Source organism: Marinobacter sp. MBR-99 (assembly GCF_040547575.1).
GTDB lineage: Bacteria > Pseudomonadota > Gammaproteobacteria > Pseudomonadales > Oleiphilaceae > Marinobacter.
In genome coordinates this window covers 36,641-56,803 of record NZ_JBEPPY010000023.1, presented here as the reverse complement: position 1 = coordinate 56,803, position 20,163 = coordinate 36,641, and the positions used below count along the sequence as shown (strand labels likewise).

The window sequence follows — 20,163 nt, the reverse complement described above, 5'->3', positions numbered from 1 at the left end:
GTCTCTATGGAGCAACCACGGTATCGGGGGCGTTTTGCCCCTTCCCCGACAGGACCGCTGCATTTCGGCTCCCTTGTAACCGCCCTGGCCAGTTGGCTGGAAGCCCGCGCCGCCGGTGGCGACTGGCTGGTACGTATCGAAGACCTGGACCCGCTACGGGAGCCCCGCGAGGCCACCGGCCAGATCCTGCATTCCCTGGACTGTCACGGACTAAATCCCGACGAACCGGTACGATTTCAATCCCGGCGCCACAACGCCTACCAGGCCGCCATTGGCAAGCTCCTGGCGCAGCATCAAGCCTATCGGTGCCGGTGCTCCCGCAAACTACTCCAACGGCACGGCGGTTATCATCCAAATCACTGTCGCGATGGCCAGCCGGCGCCCGGAGACACCCCCTACGCCATTCGATTTGCCCTGACCGACGAGCTCAGCCACTGGCAGGATCTGCTGCTGGGAGAACAGCAACAGCAAGTGGCCGCCGAGCTGGATGACCCGGTGTTACTGCGAAAGGAAGGTTTCTATGCCTACCAACTGGCGGTAGTGGTGGATGATATCGACCAGCACATCAGCCATGTGGTGCGGGGTTCCGACTTGCTGGACATGACCGCCCAGCAGCAACAGATTTTCCGGGCTCTTGGCGCCCAGCCACCACAGTGGCTGCATATACCAGTCATCGTGAACGATCAGGGCCAGAAGCTGAGCAAACAGACCCACGCTCCCGCGCTGGATGACCAACAGCCGACAACCAACCTGGTCAACGCACTGGCAGCCCTTGGCCAACAACCGCCGCCTGCGCTTCTGCACGCAACGGTGGACGATGTGCTCGCCTGGGGCCGGGAAAACTGGCGCCGGCACGCTATCCCCCTGACATCACGGCAGGCCCGTGGTATAACCCCAGACACACACTTGCGTCCGGACCACTGAGCCGATGTATATCTACCGCCTGGTCTTTTTGCTGGTACTGGCCATTTATATTTTTTCTCCCAACATCCTGGACTGGTGGACTTCACCCGACAACGCCTGGTACAGCCCCTATGTGATCTGGGGCGGCCTGATTGCCATCGGATTCTGGCTCGAATGGCGACGAGACCCCAATGAGTTTTAGCGCCAGCGGCCTGTTACTGGCCAGTCTTCTTTACCTGATTCTGCTGTTCGGCATTGCCTGGAGTACCGAGCGGGGCACCCTGCTGCGCCAATGGGTCCGGCATCCGCTGGTTTACACTCTGAGCCTTGGCGTCTATGCCGGCATCTGGGCGGTTTACGGCGCCATCGGCATGGCTGCGGAATCCGGCTACGGGTTTCTGGCTTACTACCTGGGTATTTCCGGGGCATTTCTGCTGGCCCCGGTGTTGCTGAACCCGATCCTGCGTATTGGCCGCGCTTATCAGCTGACCTCCCTGGCTGACCTCTTTGCCTATCGTTATCGCAGCCAATGGGCCGGCACTCTGGTCACACTCTGCTCGGCCGCCGCCATTCTCTCGCTACTCAGCATGCAGATTCAGGCCGTTGCCGTGTCTGCCTCCCTGCTCGCGCCTGACACCTCGCCCAAAGTCATCAGCGTGATGTTCAGCCTGATCGTCGTGCTGTTCACCATGCTCTTTGGTGCTCGCAGGCATCAGAGCTCCGGCAACCATCAAGGGCTGGTGCTGGCCATCGCCTTTGACTCTCTGGTCAAGGTGGTTGCACTGCTGGTACTGGGTGGTGTGGTGTTATTCGGTGTGTTCGGCGGCACTGACGGGCTTGAAGAATGGTTGGCCCGGGTTTCACACCCCGAGGCAACCATGACCATGGCGATCAATGACGGCAGCTGGCGGGCCCTGCTGCTGATGTCGTTTGCCGCCGCGCTGGTGCTGCCACACATGTACCACATGACCTTTAGTGAAAACCCCTCGCCCCGGGCTCTGGCGAAAGCCAGTTGGGGGCTGCCCCTGTATCTGCTGCTGCTTGGCTTGCCAGTGCCCCTGATTGTCTGGGCAGGCCAGGCCCTGGGTGTTGGTGCACCCCCGGCCTTTTTCAGCATTGGAGTGGCGCAAGCTCTGGAAAGCCCGGCGCTCACCCTGTTGATGTACATTGCCGGACTTTCTGCCGCCAGCGGCCTTATGATTGTCAGCACTCTGGCGCTGTCGGGCATGGTTCTGAACCATGTTGTGCTGCCCCTGAAAACCCCGAAAGACCAGGGCGACATCTACCAGTGGCTGCAGTGGGTAAAGCGCCTGCTGATCGCCGTTATCCTGTTTCTGGCACTGCTGTTCCACGAAACGATCGGCCAGAATCTCGACCTGTCCATCCTGGGTGCGATCTCACTATCCGGCACGCTACAGCTGTTACCCGGCGCCCTCGGCGTCATTTACTGGCCGGAAGGCAATCGCCGGGGCCTGATCGCCGGACTGCTGACCGGTCTGGCGATCTGGATGACCACTCTGGTGCTGCCATTCTCCTACGTCGCCGACCTGCTGTCCTGGCTGGATCTTCCGGTCACCCCTGGTTATGACAACTGGCACCTGTTTACCTTCATCAGCCTGACGGCCAACATCTCGGTGTTTGCACTGGTCTCCATCCTGAGCCCGGCGTCTCCGGAAGAAACCAGCGCCGCACAGGCCTGCTCCCTGGGTGCATTATCTCGCCCCCAACGTCGGGAACTGCTGGCAACATCATCCAACGACTTTATTCAACATCTGACCGAACCACTTGGACAGATCGTGGCCCGGCGGGAAGTGGAACGGGCCCTGGGCCAACTGAAACTGCCCAATGTGGAGTTTCGACCTTACCAGCTCAGGCGCCTGCGGGATCAGGTTGAAATCAACCTGTCCGGCTTGCTGGGCCCCGCCGTGGCCAGGGATATTGTCAAACGGCACCTGGGCTTCAAACCCCTGACCCACGGCGGCACCGGCCAGGACATCCGTTATGTGGAGCGGGCGCTGGGCGACTATCAGAACCAGCTTACCGGCCTGGCGGGTGAACTGGACAACTTGCGGCGCCATTACCGGCAGACCCTTCAGAACCTGCCGATACCGGCCTGTTCTGTCGGTGAGGATGGCGAAATCCTGATGTGGAACCACGCTATTGAATCGCTCACCGGCATTTCCGCCGACGAAGTAGTCGGCGCCAAACTCATGACCCTGCCGGAGCACTGGCATACGCTGCTGGACGACTTCAACCGGGGCGACGACCTGCACCGTTACAAACACCGGCTGGATCTGCGCGGCAAACCCCACTGGCTGAACCTGCACAAGGCTGCCCTGAGCGGGCCAGACCATCCGGAAGGTGGCTCTATCATTCTGGTAGAGGACCAGACAGAGACCCGGCTGCTGGAAGACGAGTTGATGCACAGCGAACGCCTGGCCTCCGTTGGCCGTCTGGCGGCCGGCGTTGCCCACGAGATTGGTAATCCGGTCACCGGCATTTCGTCGCTGGCCCAGAACCTGAAGCTGGAAACCGACGACCCCTCCATCCTGGAAACCGCCGACCAGATACAGCAGCAAACCCGGCGCATCTCCGCCATTCTGCAGTCACTGATGAACTTTGCCAGAACCGGCAACCACGCTCATGCCAACCGTTACGAACCGGTCAGCATCCACCGCTGCGTGGAAGAGTCCATCAACCTGTTGTCGCTCAGTGACAAGGGCATGGGCATTCAGTACCTGAACGAGTGCCCGGCAAACCTCCAGATACTGGGCGATGAGCAACGCCTGGTGCAGGTCTTCGTCAACCTGCTGGCCAATGCCCGGGACGCCTCGCCAGACGGCGGCACCATCCGGGTCAGTGGAAAGGGCGATGGCTACTCCGCTATCATCGAAGTGATTGACGAAGGCACCGGCATTCCCGCGGACCAGCTGGACCATATTTTTGAGCCGTTTTACACCACCAAGGCGCCCAACAAAGGCACGGGCCTTGGGCTTTCGCTGGTGTACAGCATTGTTGAAGAACACTATGGCAACGTGCAGGTGGAAAGCCCGGCAGATACCGAGCGCCAGCGGGGGACCTGTGTAAGGTTACGCCTGCCCGCCTACGAGCCAGACTCCGATACCGGCAACAGCACCCCGAACGAAAGGTCGTGAACGCGATATGCCCCGTATTCTGATAGTTGAAGATGAAGACATCATCCGCTCTGCGGTCCGCAAGCTTCTGCAGCACGCCGGTTACGAAGTGGCGGATGCCGTCTCCGTTGAGGAAGCAGATAATCTGGAACCAGACGGCTTTGACCTGATCATCACCGATCTGCGCCTGCCCGGCGCGGCGGGTACCGAGATGATCAACCGGGCGCCCAATACCCCGGTGCTGATCATGACCAGCTATGCCAGCCTGCGCTCAGCCGTGGACTCCATGAAACTCGGCGCCGTGGACTACATCGCCAAGCCCTTTGATCACGATGAAATGCTCGCAGCCGTAGAGAACATCCTGGCCCGCCAGAGTGTGCAGCCTGATGAGCCGGCCCGGGGCGAAAGCACCGGGCAGGACCAGGCCACCGAATCCGACCCGGCAGCCATCATGTATGGCCAGTGTGAACCTATGCAGAAAGTGTTCACGCTGATTCGCAAGGTGGCTCCAACCGAGACCACGGTGTTAATACAGGGTGAATCCGGTACCGGCAAGGAACTGGCAGCCAGAGCCCTGCACCTGCTCAGCCCGAGGGCCACCAAACCGCTGATTTCAGTAAACTGCGCGGCCATTCCCGAAAGCCTGATTGAATCGGAGCTGTTCGGCCATGAAAAAGGTGCGTTTACCGGTGCTGTTTCCGCCCGCACCGGCCTGATTGAAGCCGCCGATGGCGGCAGCCTGTTCCTTGATGAAATCGGCGAACTGCCGGCCGAAGCCCAGGCCCGACTGCTGCGCGTGCTGCAGGAAAGCGAGATCCGCAAGGTCGGCTCCACCCAGAGCCGGAAAGTGGATGTGCGCATGATTGCAGCCACCCACCGTAACCTGAAGGCTATGACGCGCACCGGAGAATTCCGGGAAGACCTGTATTATCGGCTTAACGTGATGCAAATCCGCATTCCGCCTTTGCGGGAGCGCCGATCAGACATTCTCGGGCTGGCCCGCCGGTTCCTTAAGCGGCAGTCGGAGAAGCTCGGGCGACCAGAGCTCAGCCTCAGCCCTGAGGCCATGCAGGCGCTGGAGCGGTGCCGCTGGCCAGGTAACGTGCGTGAACTGGAAAATGCCATTGAACGGGCCTCTATTCTCACCGATGGCGACATCATCACGCCCACAGTGCTGGACCTCGATAACGAGGGCAGTGACGAGTACATTCCGGAAACCCTGGTAGAAGGCAACAACGAGCAGACCCGCACCCGCGAGCCGGACTCCGCCAACGACCTGTCGCTTGAAGACTACTTTCAGCATTTTGTGCTGGAGAACCAGGACCGGATGAGCGAAACCGAACTGGCCCAGAAACTGGGCATCAGCCGGAAATCTCTATGGGAGCGTCGCCAGCGCTTGGGCATCCCCCGCAAGAAGAGCTCCTGAGTAAAGAAATGAACCCGGAGTCATTTGTTACCCCGCGTTCCCCACGGTAACACTTCCCACCAAAGTAACGTGAGACAGGTAACACTTTAGACGTATACGGGGTAACACTTATTTCTTGCCAAAAGATAACCCACTGTTAATTAAAGACTTTCAAAAACTGGCACAGCCTTCGCACTCTTATTAGCGCACAACAACAAAAACAAGAGTGACACCGCAGCGCCAAAACAAGAACAAAAAGCTGCACGAGCGTCCATCAACAAAAACAAAAACAGGACGCAAGCGAACTGAGTGTTTTGGGTACTTTGCTTTTTAGTGGTCCCCAGGCATGTGCGAGTTGTAGATGTAGAGAAGAATCGCTCCTGAAGCGGCACTGCACCTACCACCCTAACCCGCATCTTGCTCCTGACCGCTCTGTGTATTCAAAGCTTTCCGTTTGCATTACTTGATGTCCTTATGGTTGGGACACACGGTGGGGTAGAAAAATCAAAAAGAATCCCGGCAACAACAAAAACAATGCAGATCGTCAACGCTTTCAGGGCGGGTTCGTGAAAACGAATCCGCCTTTTGATTATCTGGCCTGCTGAACAACCCTGACCAGTCCAAGTTCTGAACAAAAATTGCCTTTCTTGTTCCCGATTCCGCCTAAACGTGTGCAATTCCTGCGCAAACCGTTAAAATCCCCGTCTTTGCGCATAGCAATTACGGAATTTCATGCCTAATCGATTTGCAGAAAAACTACGCTCCTTCATTCCCGGTAACGGGAAAAAGAAAGTTCGACGCTACCAGCGGCAGGAGATCCCGCGGGATCAGCACACTGTGTCCCGCTCCATGATCAGCGAGCCCGCACGGAAAGTCCTGCACCGCTTGAACAAGGCAGGCTATGAGGCTTACCTGGTAGGCGGCGGCGTTCGCGACATCCTCCTGGGCGGGCAGCCCAAGGATTTCGACATTGCCACCGATGCGACTCCCGAGGAAGTTCATGACCTGTTCCGGAACTCCCGGCTGATCGGACGCCGTTTCCGGATTGTGCATGTAGTATTCGGCCGGGAGATCATCGAGGTCACCACCTTCAGGGGCAACGCACGGGATACCGAAGAAGAGCCGGCAGCCGATGAGCACAGAACCAGTGAGCATGGCCTGCTGTTGCGGGACAATGTTTATGGCAATCAGGAAGAAGACGCCCTGCGCCGCGACTTCACTATCAACGCGCTTTACTACTGCATCCGTAACTTCACCATTATTGACTACGCCAACGGCGTTGAAGATCTGAAGCATCGTCAGATCCGCCTGATCGGTGACCCGGAAACCCGCTACCGGGAAGACCCGGTGCGCATGCTTCGCGCCATTCGCTTTGCCGCCAAGCTGGGTTTCGAGATTGAACCGGAAACCGAAGCACCCATCCGGGAACTGGCTCCGCTGCTGACGCACATCCCGTCGGCCCGGTTGTTTGATGAAGTGCTCAAGCTGTTCTCTGCCGGCCATGGTGAAGCCACCTATGACTTGCTGAGCGAGTACAACCTGCTGGCGCCCTTGTTCCCGGAGACCGCCAAGGCCATTGAGGCTGGGGAATCTGACGAACTCATTCGCCAGGCACTGCGCAATACCGACGCCAGGATTGCTCAGGGCAAATCCGTTACCCCTTACTTCCTGTTTGCCGCCATGCTCTGGCCGGCTTTGCAAGTGGAATGGCGGCGCCGGCAGGATAATGGCGACCCGGTGCAGCCCGCCCTTCATGGCGCCATCGGCAAAGTCATTGGCCGGCAGGTCCAGGCCACAGCCATTCCGAAACGTTTCTCCGGCCCGATGAAAGAGATCTGGGAAATGCAGATCCGCCTGCCCCGGCGCCAGGGCAAGCGGGCCTTTGGTACACTGACCCATCCGCGCTTCCGGGCGGCCTACGACTTCCTGTTGGTGCGCGAATCCGCCGGCGAGATCGAACCTGGACTGGGCGACTGGTGGACCGAGTTCCAGCGACTGGACGAACGCGGGCAGGAAAAAATGCTGTCGGAACTGGGTTCCGCCAGTGCCCCGCGCAAACGGCGCCGCAAGCGCAGCCCAGTCAAAAGGCCGCCGCAAGCATGACGGTACTGGCCTATGTTGGGCTGGGCAGCAATCTGGAAGATCCAACCGCCCAGCTAGCGCGGGCGGTTGCCGAGCTCGCCAGCCTTCCCGGCACCACCCTGCAGGCACAGTCTCCGTTCTACGCAAGCAGTCCGGTTGGGCCCCAGGATCAGCCAGATTTTGTCAATGGTGCCGTGCAACTGGCCACAGACCTGTCTCCGCACCAGCTACTTGATCATCTGCAAGCCATAGAGCAGGCTCACGGCCGGGAGCGGCTACGTCACTGGGGCCCTCGCACCCTGGACCTTGACCTACTGCTATATGGCAACGACATTATTCACGATAAGCGCCTGACCGTGCCCCATGCCGAGCTGGCCAACCGGGACTTCGTACTGCAGCCCCTGCTCGACCTCAATCCCGAGCTGGCGCTGCCCGATGGCCGGCGCCTCGACTCACTGAGGCGGCAATGCCCGAACAACCAGCTCCGGCTTTTGCCCCCCAGAGCCTCAAGTCACTGACCCCAGGCCAGACTCCCATGCTACTCTTGTGTCAGATATACCCCGGCATTAATCTATCGCTCTGAGCTCGGACGACCCCGAGCCGAAACCGGCCCATCCACCCAAAAGGCAAGGATCTTATGGCAGTTACCATCAATACCCTGCGGGAATACAAGCAAAAGGGCGAAGCCTTCTCTGCCCTGACTTCCTACGATGCCACCTTCGCGCATGTGGTCAGCGAGGCCGGTGTTGACGTTATCCTGATTGGTGATTCATTGGGCATGGTTCTCCAGGGGCACGACAGCACCCTGCCAGTCACGATGGAACAGATGGTCTACCACACCGGCTGCGTTGCCAAAGGCAATCAGGGCTCACTGATCATGGCCGACATGCCGTTCATGTCTTATGGCACCGTCACCGACGCGTTGGACAACGCCGCAGAACTGATGCGCGCCGGCGCCCACATGGTCAAGCTTGAGGGCACGGACTGGATGAAAGACACCATCGAAGCCCTGAGCGAGCGCGGCGTACCAGTGTGCGCCCACCTGGGGCTGACACCACAGTTTGTTAACAAGTTTGGCGGCTACAAGGTGCAGGGGCGTGACGAGAAGGCGGCCGAGGCGATGATCGAGCATGCCTGCGAACTGGAAGCCGCTGGCGCCGATATTATCCTTCTGGAGTGCGTTCCCGCCCCCCTGGCAGCCCGCATCACTCAGGCCGTCCGGGCCCCGGTGATCGGCATTGGCGCAGGCGCAGACACAGATGGCCAGGTACTGGTGCTGCATGACATGCTGGGCATCACCACCGGCCGCAAACCCCGCTTCGTGAAAAACTTCCTGGCGGAAGCCAACTCAATACCGGAGGCCATCGCTGCCTACGCCCAGGCCGTAAAGGCGCGTTCATTCCCGGCCGAGGAGCATACTTTCAAGGCATGAGAACCGTACATTCACTGAAAGAACTCCGAACCATACTGCGCGGCTACCGGCAGCAGGGCAAAACCATTGGCCTGGTGCCCACCATGGGCAACCTTCATGAGGGCCACGTGTCTCTGGTACGAAAGGCGGCAGAGGCAGCAGATATCGTTGTCACCAGTATTTTCGTCAATCCGATGCAGTTCGGTGCCAACGAAGATCTGGACTCTTATCCCCGCACACTCGCTGACGACCAGGACAAGCTGGCTGCCGCTGGCAACACTCTGGTGTTTGCTCCCTCTGCGGACGAGATTTACCCCGAGGGCCTGGCCCGGCAAACCAAGGTGGTTGTGCCAGAAGTCAGTGAGGGACATTGCGGCGCCAGCCGGCCAGGGCACTTTGAAGGTGTGGCAACCGTCGTCACCATGCTGTTCAACATGGTTCAACCCGATATAGCGGTGTTTGGAGAGAAAGATTTCCAGCAATTGGCGGTCATCCGTAAACTGACCAGGGACCTGATGATTCCGGTTGAAATTATTGGAGCCCCCACCGTTCGTGAAGAGGACGGGCTGGCGAAAAGCTCCCGCAACGGCTATCTCACCGAAGAGGAAAGAGCCATTGCGCCCGTGGTTTACAAGACGTTGACCAGCGTGGCTGCGCAATTGGCCCAGGGCCGCTCGGATTTTGACCAACTGGCACGGGAAGCCAATGACACGCTGGCCAGAGCCGGGCTGCGCCCGGACTATTTTAATATTGTAAATAGCCAGACACTGAAACCGGCCACCGAAGCAGACCGGGACCTTACGCTCCTGGTCGCTGCGTTTTTAGGGACTACAAGGCTGATCGACAACCTTTGCGTCACCCGATAACAACGGCACTACCGCCTGGAGACTGTCCGGCGGCGAACAGAAAGGACCCTCTGATGCCCGACAAACCGGTACCACTGACTCATCGCCCGGAATGGCAGGTTCTGGGCCAGCTCAAGGATCATCTGGCCGGAACGCCGATGCGAGACCTGTTCAGGGACGATCCGCAACGAGCCCAGCGGTACCTGGTGAGCGGTGCCGGGCTGACGCTGGACTTCTCCCGCAACCGGCTTACCGACGCCACCCTCACCGCGCTGATGGACCTGGCCCTGGCCTGTGGTCTGGAGCCCCAACGGAAGGCGCTGTTTGAGGGCGGCATCGTCAATCGAACGGAAAACCGCCCCGCCCTGCACACGGCACTGCGTCAACCCCGCGACCAGGACGTCCGGGTGCACGGCAAGAACATTATTCCGGAAGTGCACACGACACTGGACCGAATGGCGGAGCTAGTGTCCGCCATCACCGGGGGCCAGCACACCGGCTACACCGACAAGCCCTTTACCGACGTGGTAAGCATCGGCATCGGCGGCTCGTTCCTTGGCCCCAAACTGGTGGTGGAAGCCCTGAAGCCCTTCTGGCATGGCCAACTGCACTGCCACTTTGTCGCCAATATTGACGGCACCGACATTGCCGAAACCCTGAACTCACTGAACCCGGAAACCACCCTGTTTCTGGTGCAGTCGAAGTCGTTCCGCACCCAGGAAACTCTGGATAACAGCTTGCTGGCCCGCCAGTGGTTTCTTGACAAGAGCGGCAGCGAGCCAGCGGTTGCCCGGCATTTCCTGGCGGTCACCGCCAACGTGGACGAAGCCATCCGTTTTGGCATCAACCGCGACAATATCTTCCCGATGTGGGACTGGGTGGGTGGCCGCTACTCACTCTGGTCGGCTATTGGCCTGCCCATTGCCCTGACCATCGGCATGGAGCATTTCCGGGCACTGCTTGAGGGCGCTCACGCGATGGACTGTCACTTCCGTGAACAGCCAGCGGCCAGCAATCTGCCAGTGATCATGGCCATGCTGAGCATCTGGTACAATAATTTCTGGGATGCACAGAGCCACGCCGTTCTACCGTATGACGAATACCTCAAACATCTGCCGGAGCACTTGCAACAGCTGGATATGGAAAGTAACGGCAAGCGGGTAACCCACAATGGCGGCGCCGTGGACTACCAGACCGGCCCGGTGCTCTGGGGCGGCGTCGGCGCCAACGGCCAGCATGCCTACCACCAGCTCATTCATCAGGGCACCCGGCTGATACCCGTCGACTTCATCATTCCCCTGCAGTCCCACAATCCGGTGGAACATCACCACGCCACTCTGTTTGCCAACTGCCTGAGCCAGGCCAGCGCGATGATGGCCGGGAAAACCCGGACCGAAGCGGAGCAGGAACTGTTAGAGGCAGGCGCGAACCAAGACGCCGCAGCGGCATTGGCACCCCACAAGGAAATACCGGGCAACAAGCCCAGCAACATTCTGACAATGGATAAGATCACCCCGGAAACCCTCGGGGCACTGATCGCGCTGTATGAACACAGAACCTTTGTGCAGAGTGTAATCTGGGATGTGGATTGCTTCGATCAGTGGGGCGTAGAACTGGGCAAGCAGATCGGTAACCAGATACTGCCACGGCTGCTCGGCGAGGAACCTGAAGGCACTGCCGGCGACAGTGCCACAGACCAGATGATCCGGTTATTCCGGTCAATCAACCGCAGTTGAAATCTGGCGGCCCTGCCAGCTGAAGTCGACCGGCCAGAGCTTCTGGTCGCGCTGATAGTCCTGCCAGAGCTGCAAGTACGATTTCCGGGAGACGGGATGCTGCTCCGCCCCGGCGATGTCTGCCAGCGGCCGCAATACGAAAGCGTTCTTGAGGATCTCCGCCCGCGGCAGCTCGACACCGTCGACCATCCCTACTGAATCATCATAGGTCAGTATGTCCAGATCCAGGGTTCGGGGGCTGAATTTGGGCGCAGACCGGGTTCGGCCGTTGTCGGCCTCCAGTTGCTTGAACCGGCGAGACAGCTCACCGACCGAAAGCCCCGTGTCAATGCCCACCACCAGATTCAGAAAGTCGGAACCTTCGAAACCCACGGATTCGCTCTCGTAAACCGGCGAGATGGTCAATTCACCAAACCATCCGGCCAGCGCATCCAGCGCCGCCGTCACATGGCGATACCGCTCAATGTTTGTACCAATGCTGATGTAAACACGGCTCATGCCCGTACTCCCCGCTCAATCCGGACGCCCACGGAACGCGCTGCGGGTACGGCCCCGGGTTTGTTCAGGGTCAGCCGTAACCAGCGCACACCAAATTCCGACTGCAACAGTGCAGCAACTTCCTCCGCTGCCCGTTCCAGTAGCTGGGGTTTCAGGGTTTGCAGGCACTCACTCACCCGCTCACTCACGGCCGCGTAATCCAGTGCATCGGCGACATTGTCGCTGGCCCCAGGCACACGGTTGTCCCAAGCCATTTCCAGATCCACCAGTATCCGCTGGGTGATTTCCCTCTCCCAATCGTAAACGCCGATCACGGTGTCCACTGCCAGGCCCTCAATGAGCACTGTGTCTACCAAAACGTCTGCCAAACCGGACTCCCAGGGTGTTCCACTCAAGGCTGATTGAATAATGTTCAGGCAAACGATAGTGTGGGAGTTTGCCTGTGTGCCGAATTACAGGGCGGGCATTTTCTCACAGAACACCCGGCGCCGTCTGTGCGCCCGTGATATGGCCATGAACCTGACCAGTAACCCGCTTCTCATTGTTGTGCTCTGCTTCAGCGCCTACCTGGCCGGCTCCGTGCTGTTTGCCATTCCGGTTTGCAGGCTCTGGCGCCTTCCTGACCCCAGGGCTCTGGGCTCCGGCAATCCCGGCGCCACCAACGTATACCGGGCCGGTGGCTGGCAACCGGCCGTGGTCACACTGGTGCTGGATGCCTTCAAAGGCTGGCTGCCGGTATGGCTATCGCACGTTGCAGGTATGTCGATTCTGGTTCAGGCCATGGTGGCGTTGTGCGCCGTCACCGGCCATATGATCCCCCTGTTCTACCGCTTTAAAGGCGGCAAAGGTGTGGCTACGGCTCTCGGGGCCGGATTGGCACTGGCCCCAATGACCACCGGGATTATGGCGCTGCTTTGGCTGCTCATTATGTGGCGCTGGCGCATTTCCGCGCTGGCCTCCCTGGTGGCGGTTACCAGTGGCCCGGTTATCAGCGCGCTGATTGAGCCGCAAACCCTGCCACTGTTCGGGCTGCTAACCCTGCTGATTGTTGTGCGCCACCGCAACAACCTGATCCGCCTCGCCCAGGGCCGGGAAACCGGGCTCTAGTATCGCGCCCCGCTAATCCACCAAACCATTCGCCCGCGGCTCATTGACGGGCGGCAAAGTATTCATCGGCCAGCGCGGCACAGAAACAATGCGCTCACCGTCCCTCTGACCCGACTTGAGGCGCTGGGCACCGGCATACGCAATCATCGCGCCGTTGTCAGTACAGAACTCCGGGCGGGCGTAAAACACCGAACCATTGAGTTTTCCGGTCATCTTTTCCAGCCCTGCCCGCAATCGCTTGTTGGCGCTTACTCCACCGGCAATAACCAGGCGTTTGCAACCGGTTTGCTCCAGCGCCCTCCGGCACTTGATGGTCAGGGTATCCACCACGGCTGCCTCAAACGCCAGGGCGATGTCTGCTTTTACCTGCTCATCGAAGGCATCGTTATCTTTCGCATCGTTCACCGTGTTCAGGGTAAACGTTTTCAGCCCACTGAAGCTGAAATCCAACCCGGGACGATCCGTCATAGGCCGGGGAAAACGGTAAATGCCCTCCCGGCCCTTTTCCGCCAGCGCTGCCACCCGGGGACCTCCGGGGTAATCCAACCCGAGCATCTTGGCGGTTTTATCAAAGGCTTCGCCGGCAGCATCATCCACCGACTCTCCCAGCATCTGGTACTGTCCGATACCATCCACCCGGACCAATTGGGTGTGGCCACCGGACACCAGCAGAGCAACAAAAGGAAACGCTGGCGGGTTGTCTTCCAGCATGGGCGCCAGCAAATGCCCTTCCATGTGGTGAACACCCAGTACCGGAATGCCCAGCGCGAAACCCAGGGCATGGGCCACGGAACCACCCACCATCAGCGCCCCGACCAGCCCGGGGCCGGCGGTATAGGCTATCCCCTCAAGATCGTTACGATCCCTGCCGGCCTTGGCCAATACCTGGTCACACAGCGGCAACAGTTTGCGAACATGGTCACGGGACGCCAGCTCAGGCACCACCCCGCCATAATCCGCATGCATGGCAATCTGGCTGAACAGCGCGTGGGCCAGCAAGCCCTGCTCGGTGTCATACAGGGCAACGCCGGTTTCGTCACAGGAGGTTTCAATACCAAGAATCAGCATAGTCTGGGCCGCGTCCGAAATGGGAATGTGGAACTGGCGGCATTTTAGCAGAAACCCGAAAGGCTCCGGCAGTTTCATTGAACAGTCATTGACCTGAACATATCCAACCGCTATCATTGCCGCCCTAAATTATGCACTGGTCGAGTTTTAGCCAATCTGACCAGGTATCGAGCCCGCGTGGCCAAGGCCGGCGGAACCAATTGAAACCGAATCTATCAGGTAGGTGATTTTCGAATGCCAGCTGTTAAAGTGAAAGAGAATGAGCCGTTTGATGTAGCACTGCGTCGCTTCAAGCGTTCCTGCGAGAAGGCCGGTGTACTGTCTGAAGTACGTCGTCGTGAGCACTACGAGAAGCCGACCGCTGTTCGTAAGCGTAAAGCAGCTGCCGCCGTTAAGCGTCATCTCAAGAAGCTTCAGCGTGAGCAGCGTAAGTTCGAGCGTCTGTACTGAGTTCAGCGCGCATCGACAGCAAGACTGATTGCCGGAACGGCGTTTCGCCTTCTCCGGCAAACTGAAAATGCCGCCGAGGCCTGGCTTCGGCGGCATTTTTGGCTATGGTGAATACCGGTTTGTATCAGGCACCCCGACTGAAGTGGAGCCACCATGAGCGGACTGATCCCTCAACGATTTGTTGAAGACCTGCTTGATCGGATTGATCTGGCAGAGCTGATCGGTAGCCGCATCACCCTCAAAAAGGCTGGCGCCAACTACAAGGCCTGTTGTCCGTTTCACGACGAAAAAACACCGTCGTTTAACGTTCGTCCAGACAAAGGCTTTTACCACTGCTTCGGATGCGGTGCTCATGGCGATGCCATCAGCTTCATCCGCGAATTCGACGGCCTGGGCTTTACCGAAGCCGTAGAGGACCTGGCGAAACGGGCCGGGCTGGAAGTGCCTTATGACCGAGCTGCGCGCCAGGAAATGCAACAGGCCAGAACCCTGACCGACGCCCTGGATTTCGCCAGCCGTTTCTACCACTCGGCTCTGGGCAGCCAGCAAGGCGCCTACGCGCGGGATTACCTGAAACAGCGCGGCCTGGACGACGCCATCATCGAGCAGTACCAGATCGGCTTTGCGCCCGGCACCGGAACGGCCCTCTATGACGCCGCGCCGAAAGATCTGAAAGAGCCGCTACTGGAAACAAAAACGGTTTCAGACAAATACGGCCGGCCATGGGATCTGTTCCGCAATCGGGTCATGTTCCCGATCCGGAACACCCGGGGCAAAACGGTGGCTTTTGGCGGCCGCACCCTCGGAGACGACAAGGCCAAATACATCAACTCCCCGGAGTCGGATGTATTTCACAAAAGCCGGGAGATCTACGGCCTTTATGAGGCCCGGCAAGCCATCCGCCAGCTCGATAAACTGCTGGTGGTTGAAGGCTACATGGACGTGATTGCCCTGGCCCAGCACGGCATACACGATGCGGTTGCAACACTGGGCACCGCAACCAACCAGGACAGCCTGACCGCCCTGCTAAGGCAAGTCCGGCATATTGTGTTCTGCTTTGATGGCGATCAGGCCGGTTTCCGTGCTGCAGACCGCGCCATGGAGAACGCCCTGGAACTGATGGCCGACGGCCTGCATCTGCAGTTTCTGATGCTGCCACAGGGTGAAGACCCGGACACGCTGATCCGGAAGGAAGGCTCAGACGCCTTCAGAAAGCGGATTGAGGCGGCAACGCCCCTGTCGCGTTACCTGTTCGACCGACAGAGCGAAGGTTTGAACCTGGAGCTGCCGGAACACCGGGGCGAACTGAGAGCCCGGGCAGAACCGCTTCTGAACAAGATGCCCCGCAGCACATTGCGGGACGCCATGTGGCACGAAATGATGCGCCTGTGTGGCGGCCGGAAGCCTTGGCAGGAGCGGCCTAAAGGCAATGATTTCAGAGCCCGCGGATGGCGCGGCGAGCGGCAGAGCCGGCCGACAGAAGAACGCATAGATGTGAAGCTGAGCAAAGACAGCACGCTTTGCCTGGCACTACTGGAAGCACCGGAAATGGCGGCGGAAGTCAAAGCACTAGCTGACAGCAACCGCCAACTGGAACAGGCCGGGCGGTTCGCCCGCTGGCTGATGGAACAGGACATCAGCACCCGCAAGGCACTGGTTGCGGGGCTGGCAACGGACAAACAGGCCAGAGACAGGTTCTACAACCTGTTTGATGGACTGGAGCATATACCGGCCCGGGAAAGCATACTGGCAGCCGCCAGAGAACTGCTGAGCCCGAACGAAGAGGCCGCGCGCCAGCAAAGACTGGCAACCCTGCTCCGGAATCTGGCTACGCTCACCCCGGAACAGCGGGAAGAGCTGAGAACGCTCAGCAAGGGCAACGTAGATTGAAACCTGCGTTAAATCCCGTTGCTGGGGCATGACCACTTGAAACTGACGCCACTGATCACCATTTAACCATTCGGTGGCGCAGCAGATACGCGGCAGCTATAATGGCTGTTTAACTTTTTTCCTCTTTAAAAGCGAGTTCACAGGGTGTCTATGTCAGGCAATTCGCAGAAATCACGTTTGAAAGACCTCATCGCACGAGGCAAGGAACAAGGTTACCTGACTTACGCCGAGGTAAACGACCACCTACCGGAAGATATCGCAGATCCGGATCAGGTTGAAGACATTATCCGGATGATCAACGACATGGGTATCCAGGTGTGTGAAGAAACACCCGACGCCGACACCCTGTTGATGACCGAAGGCGACTCCACCGCCGACGAAGCCGCCGCCGCTGAAGCCGCCGCCGCTCTCGCCGCCGTGGAAACCGATGCCGGCCGCACCACCGACCCGGTCCGCATGTACATGCGCGAAATGGGCACCGTTGAACTGCTGACCCGTGAAGGCGAGATTGTGATCGCCAAGCGCATTGAGGAAGGCATTCGCGACGTCATGGCCGCCGTAGCCCACTTCCCCGGCACTGCCGGCACCGTGATTCAGGCTTACGAACGCATCATCGAGAACGAAGGCCGCATCAGCGACATCGTTACCGGCTTCCTGGACCCGGACGACGCCGAACCATTCATGGGCGAAGACACCAGTGAAGACACCTCTGCTGACGACAGCGACAGCAGCGATGATGATGACGACACTTCAACCGAGGAAGAAACCGATAACGGTCCGGACCCGGAAGAAACCCGCCTGCGTTTTGAGTTGCTGAAAGAAAAACTGGATGCCGCCGACAAGGCGCTGGCCAAGCACGGCCGCAGCCACAAGAAAACCCAGGAAGCCCTGAACGAATTGGGCCAGGTATTTGCCCCGTTCAAGCTGGGCAACAAGGCGTTCGACGAGCTGGTGAACGTGGTTCGCTCCACCAACGATCTGGTGCGGGAGAACGAACGGGCCATCATGCAGATCTGCGTACGCGACTGCAAAATGCCCCGCAAAGATTTCATCAAATGGTTCCCGGGCAACGAGACCGACCTGGAATGGGCGAAAGAAATCGCGGCCACCAAGAAGCCATACGCCGCCGCCATTGGTGAGCGCATCGACGAGATCGTGCGCCTGCAGAAGCGCATCCAGAACGTACAGACCGAAGTGGACCTGGACGTAGTCGACATCAAGGAAATCAACCGTCGGGTGTCCATCGGCGAAGCCAAGGCCCGCCGCGCCAAGAAAGAAATGGTCGAGGCCAACCTGCGACTGGTGATTTCCATCGCCAAGAAATACACCAACCGTGGCCTGCAGTTCCTGGACCTGATTCAGGAAGGCAACATCGGCCTGATGAAAGCCGTCGACAAGTTCGAATACCGTCGTGGCTACAAGTTCTCAACCTATGCCACCTGGTGGATCCGTCAGGCCATCACCCGCTCCATCGCGGACCAGGCCCGCACCATCCGGATTCCGGTGCATATGATTGAGACCATCAACAAGCTCAACCGTATCTCCCGCCAGATGCTGCAGGAAATGGGCCGCGAGCCCACACCTGAAGAACTGGGCGAGCGCATGGACATGCCGGAAGACAAGATCCGCAAGGTACTGAAGATCGCCAAAGAGCCGATCTCCATGGAAACCCCGATCGGCGATGATGAAGACAGCCATCTGGGCGATTTCATCGAGGACATCCAGGCCCTGTCGCCGGTGGATTCCGCCACTGCCGAAGGCCTGCGCGAGGCAACCCGCTCCGTGTTGGCTGGGCTGACCGCTCGCGAATCGAAAGTACTGCGCATGCGTTTCGGTATTGAAATGAACACCGACCACACCCTGGAAGAAGTCGGCAAACAGTTCGACGTAACCCGGGAGCGTATCCGTCAGATCGAAGCCAAGGCCCTGCGCAAACTGCGCCACCCTTCCCGCTCCGATCACCTGCGCGGCTTTATTGACGACCAGGGCAACGGTTAATCCGCAAGACAGTAGCGGGCGCCACCCCTCGCGGGTATAATGGCGCCCGCTTTCCCTTTAGGGCCTATAGCTCAGTTGGTTAGAGCAGAGGACTCATAATCCTTTGGTCCCTGGTTCGAGTCCAGGTGGGCCCACCATTTCTTAAATTTCTGTAATCTTTACCCCGCTTTTACCGGACTTCACCGGAACACAAAACACCCCGCAAAGCCCCGCCGTTACTGGCTTTCAACCTGAAAGACCAGCCACAAGGCCCCGCCCTTTGTTCTGAATTGTTCCACGGAATACCGCTAGAAACCGCCGATAGGTGGGGGTATCGTTGGGGGTATCTGGGCCGGGCCCCGGATTTTTACCCGAAAAATACCCCCAATATGGAGGCCAAACCCATGACCAGAGCGGCCAACAAGCTGACGGAAACGGCTGTAAAGCACGCCACATTCAGCAAATACGGCAAGCGCACAAAGCTGGCGGACGGTGCCGGGCTGTATCTGGACATTCAGAAGGCGGGCCGATACTGGCGGCTGAAGTACCGCTATGGCGGAAAAGAAAAGCTGTTAGCCCTGGGGGTATATCCTGACGTTTCCCTGAAGGAAGCCCGCGCCAAACGAGACGAGGCAAAGCGCCTACTGGCGGACAACATAGACCCAGTTACCCACCGCCAGCGAGAGAAGACCGAACGGGTAGAGGCAACCGTTACCACCTTCAAGGGCATTGCCCTGGAATGGCTGGAGCACGTACACAAGAAAAACGTAGGGGCCACCACCTACCCCAAAAACAAACGCCGCCTTGAAATGTACGCCTACCCCAAACTAGGCCGCCGCCCCATGGCTGAGATTGAACCGCCGGACGTTCTGGCGATACTTCGGGATATTGAAGGCAAGGGCCACGTAGACAACGCCCACCGGCTGAAAACCCTGATAGGCCAAGTATTCCGTTACGCCGTGAGTACAGGCCGGGCAACCCGAGACGTTACCGCAGACCTTCGGGGCATTCTTCCCGCGCCAAACGTAAAGCACCACGCCGCAGTGACCACCCCTGACGAAATCGCGGACATGCTTAAAAAGATTGATACCTACTGGGGGAGCCCTACGGTATGCCTGGCCCTGAAGTTATCGCCTTATCTGTTTCTGAGGCCCGGCAACCTTCGCCAGATGCGATGGGATGAAATCGACTGGGACGCCGCCACCTGGACAACAGACACCACGAAAAACGGGGAGCCCTTGGTTGTTCCACTGGCCCGCCAGGCAATCACCCTGCTGAGGGAGCTGCAAGAGCTTAACGGCAAGCGTGAATGGGTATTCCCGAGCGGAGCGGGCAAGGGCCGCCCCATGAGTGAGAACGCCATTACAGGGGCCCTTAACCGGCTGGAGCTTCAGGGCATCATGTCTGCCCACGGCTTCCGGGCCATGGCGAAAACGGTACTAACCGAGCGCCTGGGCTTCCGAACGGAAATCATAGAAATGCAGATGGCCCACCGGGTAAGGGACGTACACGGCAGAGCCTACAACCGGACAACCTGGTTGCCTGAACGCCAGGCCATGATGCAGCAATGGGCCGATTACCTGGACAACCTGAAGAAGCCAGACAACAACGTGACACCGATCCACCAAGCCGCCAGCAACAACAACGCATAGGAGAA

General features: G+C 59.0%; 17 protein-coding genes and 1 tRNA gene. 15 read left to right on the top strand and 3 right to left on the bottom strand.

Annotated elements, in window-relative coordinates:
• Window positions 1-6 precede the first annotated feature (6 nt).
• The 9 genes from gluQRS to pgi all read left to right on the top strand — a co-directional run bounded on the left by gluQRS (window position 7) and on the right by pgi (window position 11,516).
• On the top strand, window positions 7-924 hold the full coding sequence (gene gluQRS / locus ABIE59_RS17185; protein WP_354448773.1) for a tRNA glutamyl-Q(34) synthetase GluQRS: 918 nt from the start codon (window positions 7-9) through the stop codon (window positions 922-924).
• 4 nt (window positions 925-928) lie between these two features.
• Window positions 929-1,105 carry a hypothetical protein gene (locus ABIE59_RS17180; RefSeq protein ID WP_058090701.1) on the top strand — a complete coding sequence of 59 codons (177 nt, stop codon included), beginning with the start codon at window positions 929-931 and terminating at the stop codon, window positions 1,103-1,105.
• The gene (locus ABIE59_RS17175; protein ID WP_354448771.1) at window positions 1,095-4,058 is read left to right on the top strand and encodes an ATP-binding protein; all 2,964 of its coding nucleotides are present in this window, start codon (window positions 1,095-1,097) and stop codon (window positions 4,056-4,058) included. Before ABIE59_RS17180 ends, ABIE59_RS17175 begins: the two co-directional genes overlap by 11 nt.
• 7 nt (window positions 4,059-4,065) lie before the next feature.
• The gene (locus tag ABIE59_RS17170; protein WP_354448769.1) at window positions 4,066-5,463 is read left to right on the top strand and encodes a sigma-54-dependent transcriptional regulator; all 1,398 of its coding nucleotides are present in this window, start codon (window positions 4,066-4,068) and stop codon (window positions 5,461-5,463) included.
• A gap of 711 nt (window positions 5,464-6,174) precedes the next feature.
• Complete coding sequence (pcnB, locus tag ABIE59_RS17165; protein ID WP_354448767.1) at window positions 6,175-7,545, top strand: polynucleotide adenylyltransferase PcnB; 1,371 nt, start codon at window positions 6,175-6,177, stop codon at window positions 7,543-7,545.
• Entirely contained in the window at window positions 7,542-8,042 is a 501-nt protein-coding gene (gene folK, locus ABIE59_RS17160; RefSeq protein WP_354448765.1) for a 2-amino-4-hydroxy-6-hydroxymethyldihydropteridine diphosphokinase, read from the top strand. The genes pcnB and folK (ABIE59_RS17160) overlap by 4 nt, the downstream gene beginning before the upstream one ends.
• Window positions 8,043-8,161: 119 nt before the next feature.
• Window positions 8,162-8,956 carry a 3-methyl-2-oxobutanoate hydroxymethyltransferase gene (gene panB / locus ABIE59_RS17155; RefSeq protein ID WP_354448763.1) on the top strand — a complete coding sequence of 265 codons (795 nt, stop codon included), beginning with the start codon at window positions 8,162-8,164 and terminating at the stop codon, window positions 8,954-8,956.
• Window positions 8,953-9,801: a pantoate--beta-alanine ligase gene (gene panC / locus ABIE59_RS17150; RefSeq protein WP_354448761.1), complete on the top strand. Its 849-nt coding sequence runs from the start codon at window positions 8,953-8,955 to the stop codon at window positions 9,799-9,801. The genes panB and panC overlap by 4 nt, the downstream gene beginning before the upstream one ends.
• 53 nt (window positions 9,802-9,854) lie before the next feature.
• Entirely contained in the window at window positions 9,855-11,516 is a 1,662-nt protein-coding gene (gene pgi, locus ABIE59_RS17145; protein ID WP_354448759.1) for a glucose-6-phosphate isomerase, read from the top strand.
• On the opposite strand, the gene folK (ABIE59_RS17140) is transcribed toward pgi, so the two are convergent.
• Together folK (ABIE59_RS17140) and folB are read right to left on the bottom strand one after the other, a co-directional pair.
• Window positions 11,499-12,014: a 2-amino-4-hydroxy-6-hydroxymethyldihydropteridine diphosphokinase gene (gene folK, locus ABIE59_RS17140; RefSeq protein ID WP_354448757.1), complete on the bottom strand. Its 516-nt coding sequence runs from the start codon at window positions 12,012-12,014 to the stop codon at window positions 11,499-11,501. The genes pgi and folK (ABIE59_RS17140) overlap by 18 nt on opposite strands.
• Window positions 12,011-12,370 (bottom strand): dihydroneopterin aldolase, encoded by a 360-nt coding sequence (gene folB / locus ABIE59_RS17135; protein ID WP_502915388.1) that lies wholly within the window; start codon window positions 12,368-12,370, stop codon window positions 12,011-12,013. The genes folK (ABIE59_RS17140) and folB overlap by 4 nt, the downstream gene beginning before the upstream one ends.
• Before the next feature lie 157 nt (window positions 12,371-12,527).
• Here folB and plsY point away from each other — a divergent pair, with 157 nt between their 5' ends.
• Window positions 12,528-13,121, top strand: coding sequence for a glycerol-3-phosphate 1-O-acyltransferase PlsY (gene plsY, locus ABIE59_RS17130; RefSeq protein ID WP_354448822.1), 594 nt, complete (start codon window positions 12,528-12,530; stop codon window positions 13,119-13,121).
• Between the two features lie 12 nt (window positions 13,122-13,133).
• Here the strand turns inward: plsY and tsaD are convergent, their stop codons facing one another.
• Entirely contained in the window at window positions 13,134-14,189 is a 1,056-nt protein-coding gene (gene tsaD, locus ABIE59_RS17125) for a tRNA (adenosine(37)-N6)-threonylcarbamoyltransferase complex transferase subunit TsaD (protein ID WP_354448820.1), read from the bottom strand.
• 234 nt (window positions 14,190-14,423) lie between these two features.
• On the opposite strand from tsaD, the gene rpsU reads away from it, so the two are divergent.
• From rpsU to ABIE59_RS17100, 5 genes are all read left to right on the top strand, one after another.
• Window positions 14,424-14,639 (top strand): 30S ribosomal protein S21, encoded by a 216-nt coding sequence (gene rpsU / locus ABIE59_RS17120; protein WP_007153483.1) that lies wholly within the window; start codon window positions 14,424-14,426, stop codon window positions 14,637-14,639.
• Window positions 14,640-14,792: 153 nt separating this feature from the next.
• Window positions 14,793-16,529: a DNA primase gene (dnaG, locus tag ABIE59_RS17115; RefSeq protein ID WP_354448752.1), complete on the top strand. Its 1,737-nt coding sequence runs from the start codon at window positions 14,793-14,795 to the stop codon at window positions 16,527-16,529.
• 150 nt (window positions 16,530-16,679) lie between these two features.
• The gene (gene rpoD, locus ABIE59_RS17110; protein WP_354448750.1) at window positions 16,680-18,527 is read left to right on the top strand and encodes an RNA polymerase sigma factor RpoD; all 1,848 of its coding nucleotides are present in this window, start codon (window positions 16,680-16,682) and stop codon (window positions 18,525-18,527) included.
• Between the two features lie 60 nt (window positions 18,528-18,587).
• Window positions 18,588-18,664, top strand: a tRNA-Ile gene (locus tag ABIE59_RS17105).
• A 246-nt stretch (window positions 18,665-18,910) separates the two neighbouring features.
• A complete protein-coding gene (locus ABIE59_RS17100; protein WP_354448748.1) occupies window positions 18,911-20,158 on the top strand; it encodes a tyrosine-type recombinase/integrase in 1,248 nt (415 codons plus the stop codon).
• The last annotated feature ends 5 nt before the right edge of the window (window positions 20,159-20,163 follow it).

Coding starts and splice junctions, on each gene's coding strand:
- rpoD (WP_354448750.1), top strand. CDS start 16,680: ATGTCAGGCAATTCGCAGAAATCACGTTTGAAAGACCTCATCGCACGA.
- pgi (WP_354448759.1), top strand. CDS start 9,855: ATGCCCGACAAACCGGTACCACTGACTCATCGCCCGGAATGGCAGGTT.
- panB (WP_354448763.1), top strand. CDS start 8,162: ATGGCAGTTACCATCAATACCCTGCGGGAATACAAGCAAAAGGGCGAA.
- rpsU (WP_007153483.1), top strand. CDS start 14,424: ATGCCAGCTGTTAAAGTGAAAGAGAATGAGCCGTTTGATGTAGCACTG.
- ABIE59_RS17100 (WP_354448748.1), top strand. CDS start 18,911: ATGACCAGAGCGGCCAACAAGCTGACGGAAACGGCTGTAAAGCACGCC.
- folK (WP_354448757.1), bottom strand. CDS start 12,014: ATGAGCCGTGTTTACATCAGCATTGGTACAAACATTGAGCGGTATCGC.
- ABIE59_RS17180 (WP_058090701.1), top strand. CDS start 929: ATGTATATCTACCGCCTGGTCTTTTTGCTGGTACTGGCCATTTATATT.
- tsaD (WP_354448820.1), bottom strand. CDS start 14,189: ATGCTGATTCTTGGTATTGAAACCTCCTGTGACGAAACCGGCGTTGCC.
- plsY (WP_354448822.1), top strand. CDS start 12,528: ATGAACCTGACCAGTAACCCGCTTCTCATTGTTGTGCTCTGCTTCAGC.
- ABIE59_RS17170 (WP_354448769.1), top strand. CDS start 4,066: ATGCCCCGTATTCTGATAGTTGAAGATGAAGACATCATCCGCTCTGCG.
- pcnB (WP_354448767.1), top strand. CDS start 6,175: ATGCCTAATCGATTTGCAGAAAAACTACGCTCCTTCATTCCCGGTAAC.
- folK (WP_354448765.1), top strand. CDS start 7,542: ATGACGGTACTGGCCTATGTTGGGCTGGGCAGCAATCTGGAAGATCCA.
- dnaG (WP_354448752.1), top strand. CDS start 14,793: ATGAGCGGACTGATCCCTCAACGATTTGTTGAAGACCTGCTTGATCGG.
- panC (WP_354448761.1), top strand. CDS start 8,953: ATGAGAACCGTACATTCACTGAAAGAACTCCGAACCATACTGCGCGGC.
- ABIE59_RS17175 (WP_354448771.1), top strand. CDS start 1,095: ATGAGTTTTAGCGCCAGCGGCCTGTTACTGGCCAGTCTTCTTTACCTG.
- gluQRS (WP_354448773.1), top strand. CDS start 7: ATGGAGCAACCACGGTATCGGGGGCGTTTTGCCCCTTCCCCGACAGGA.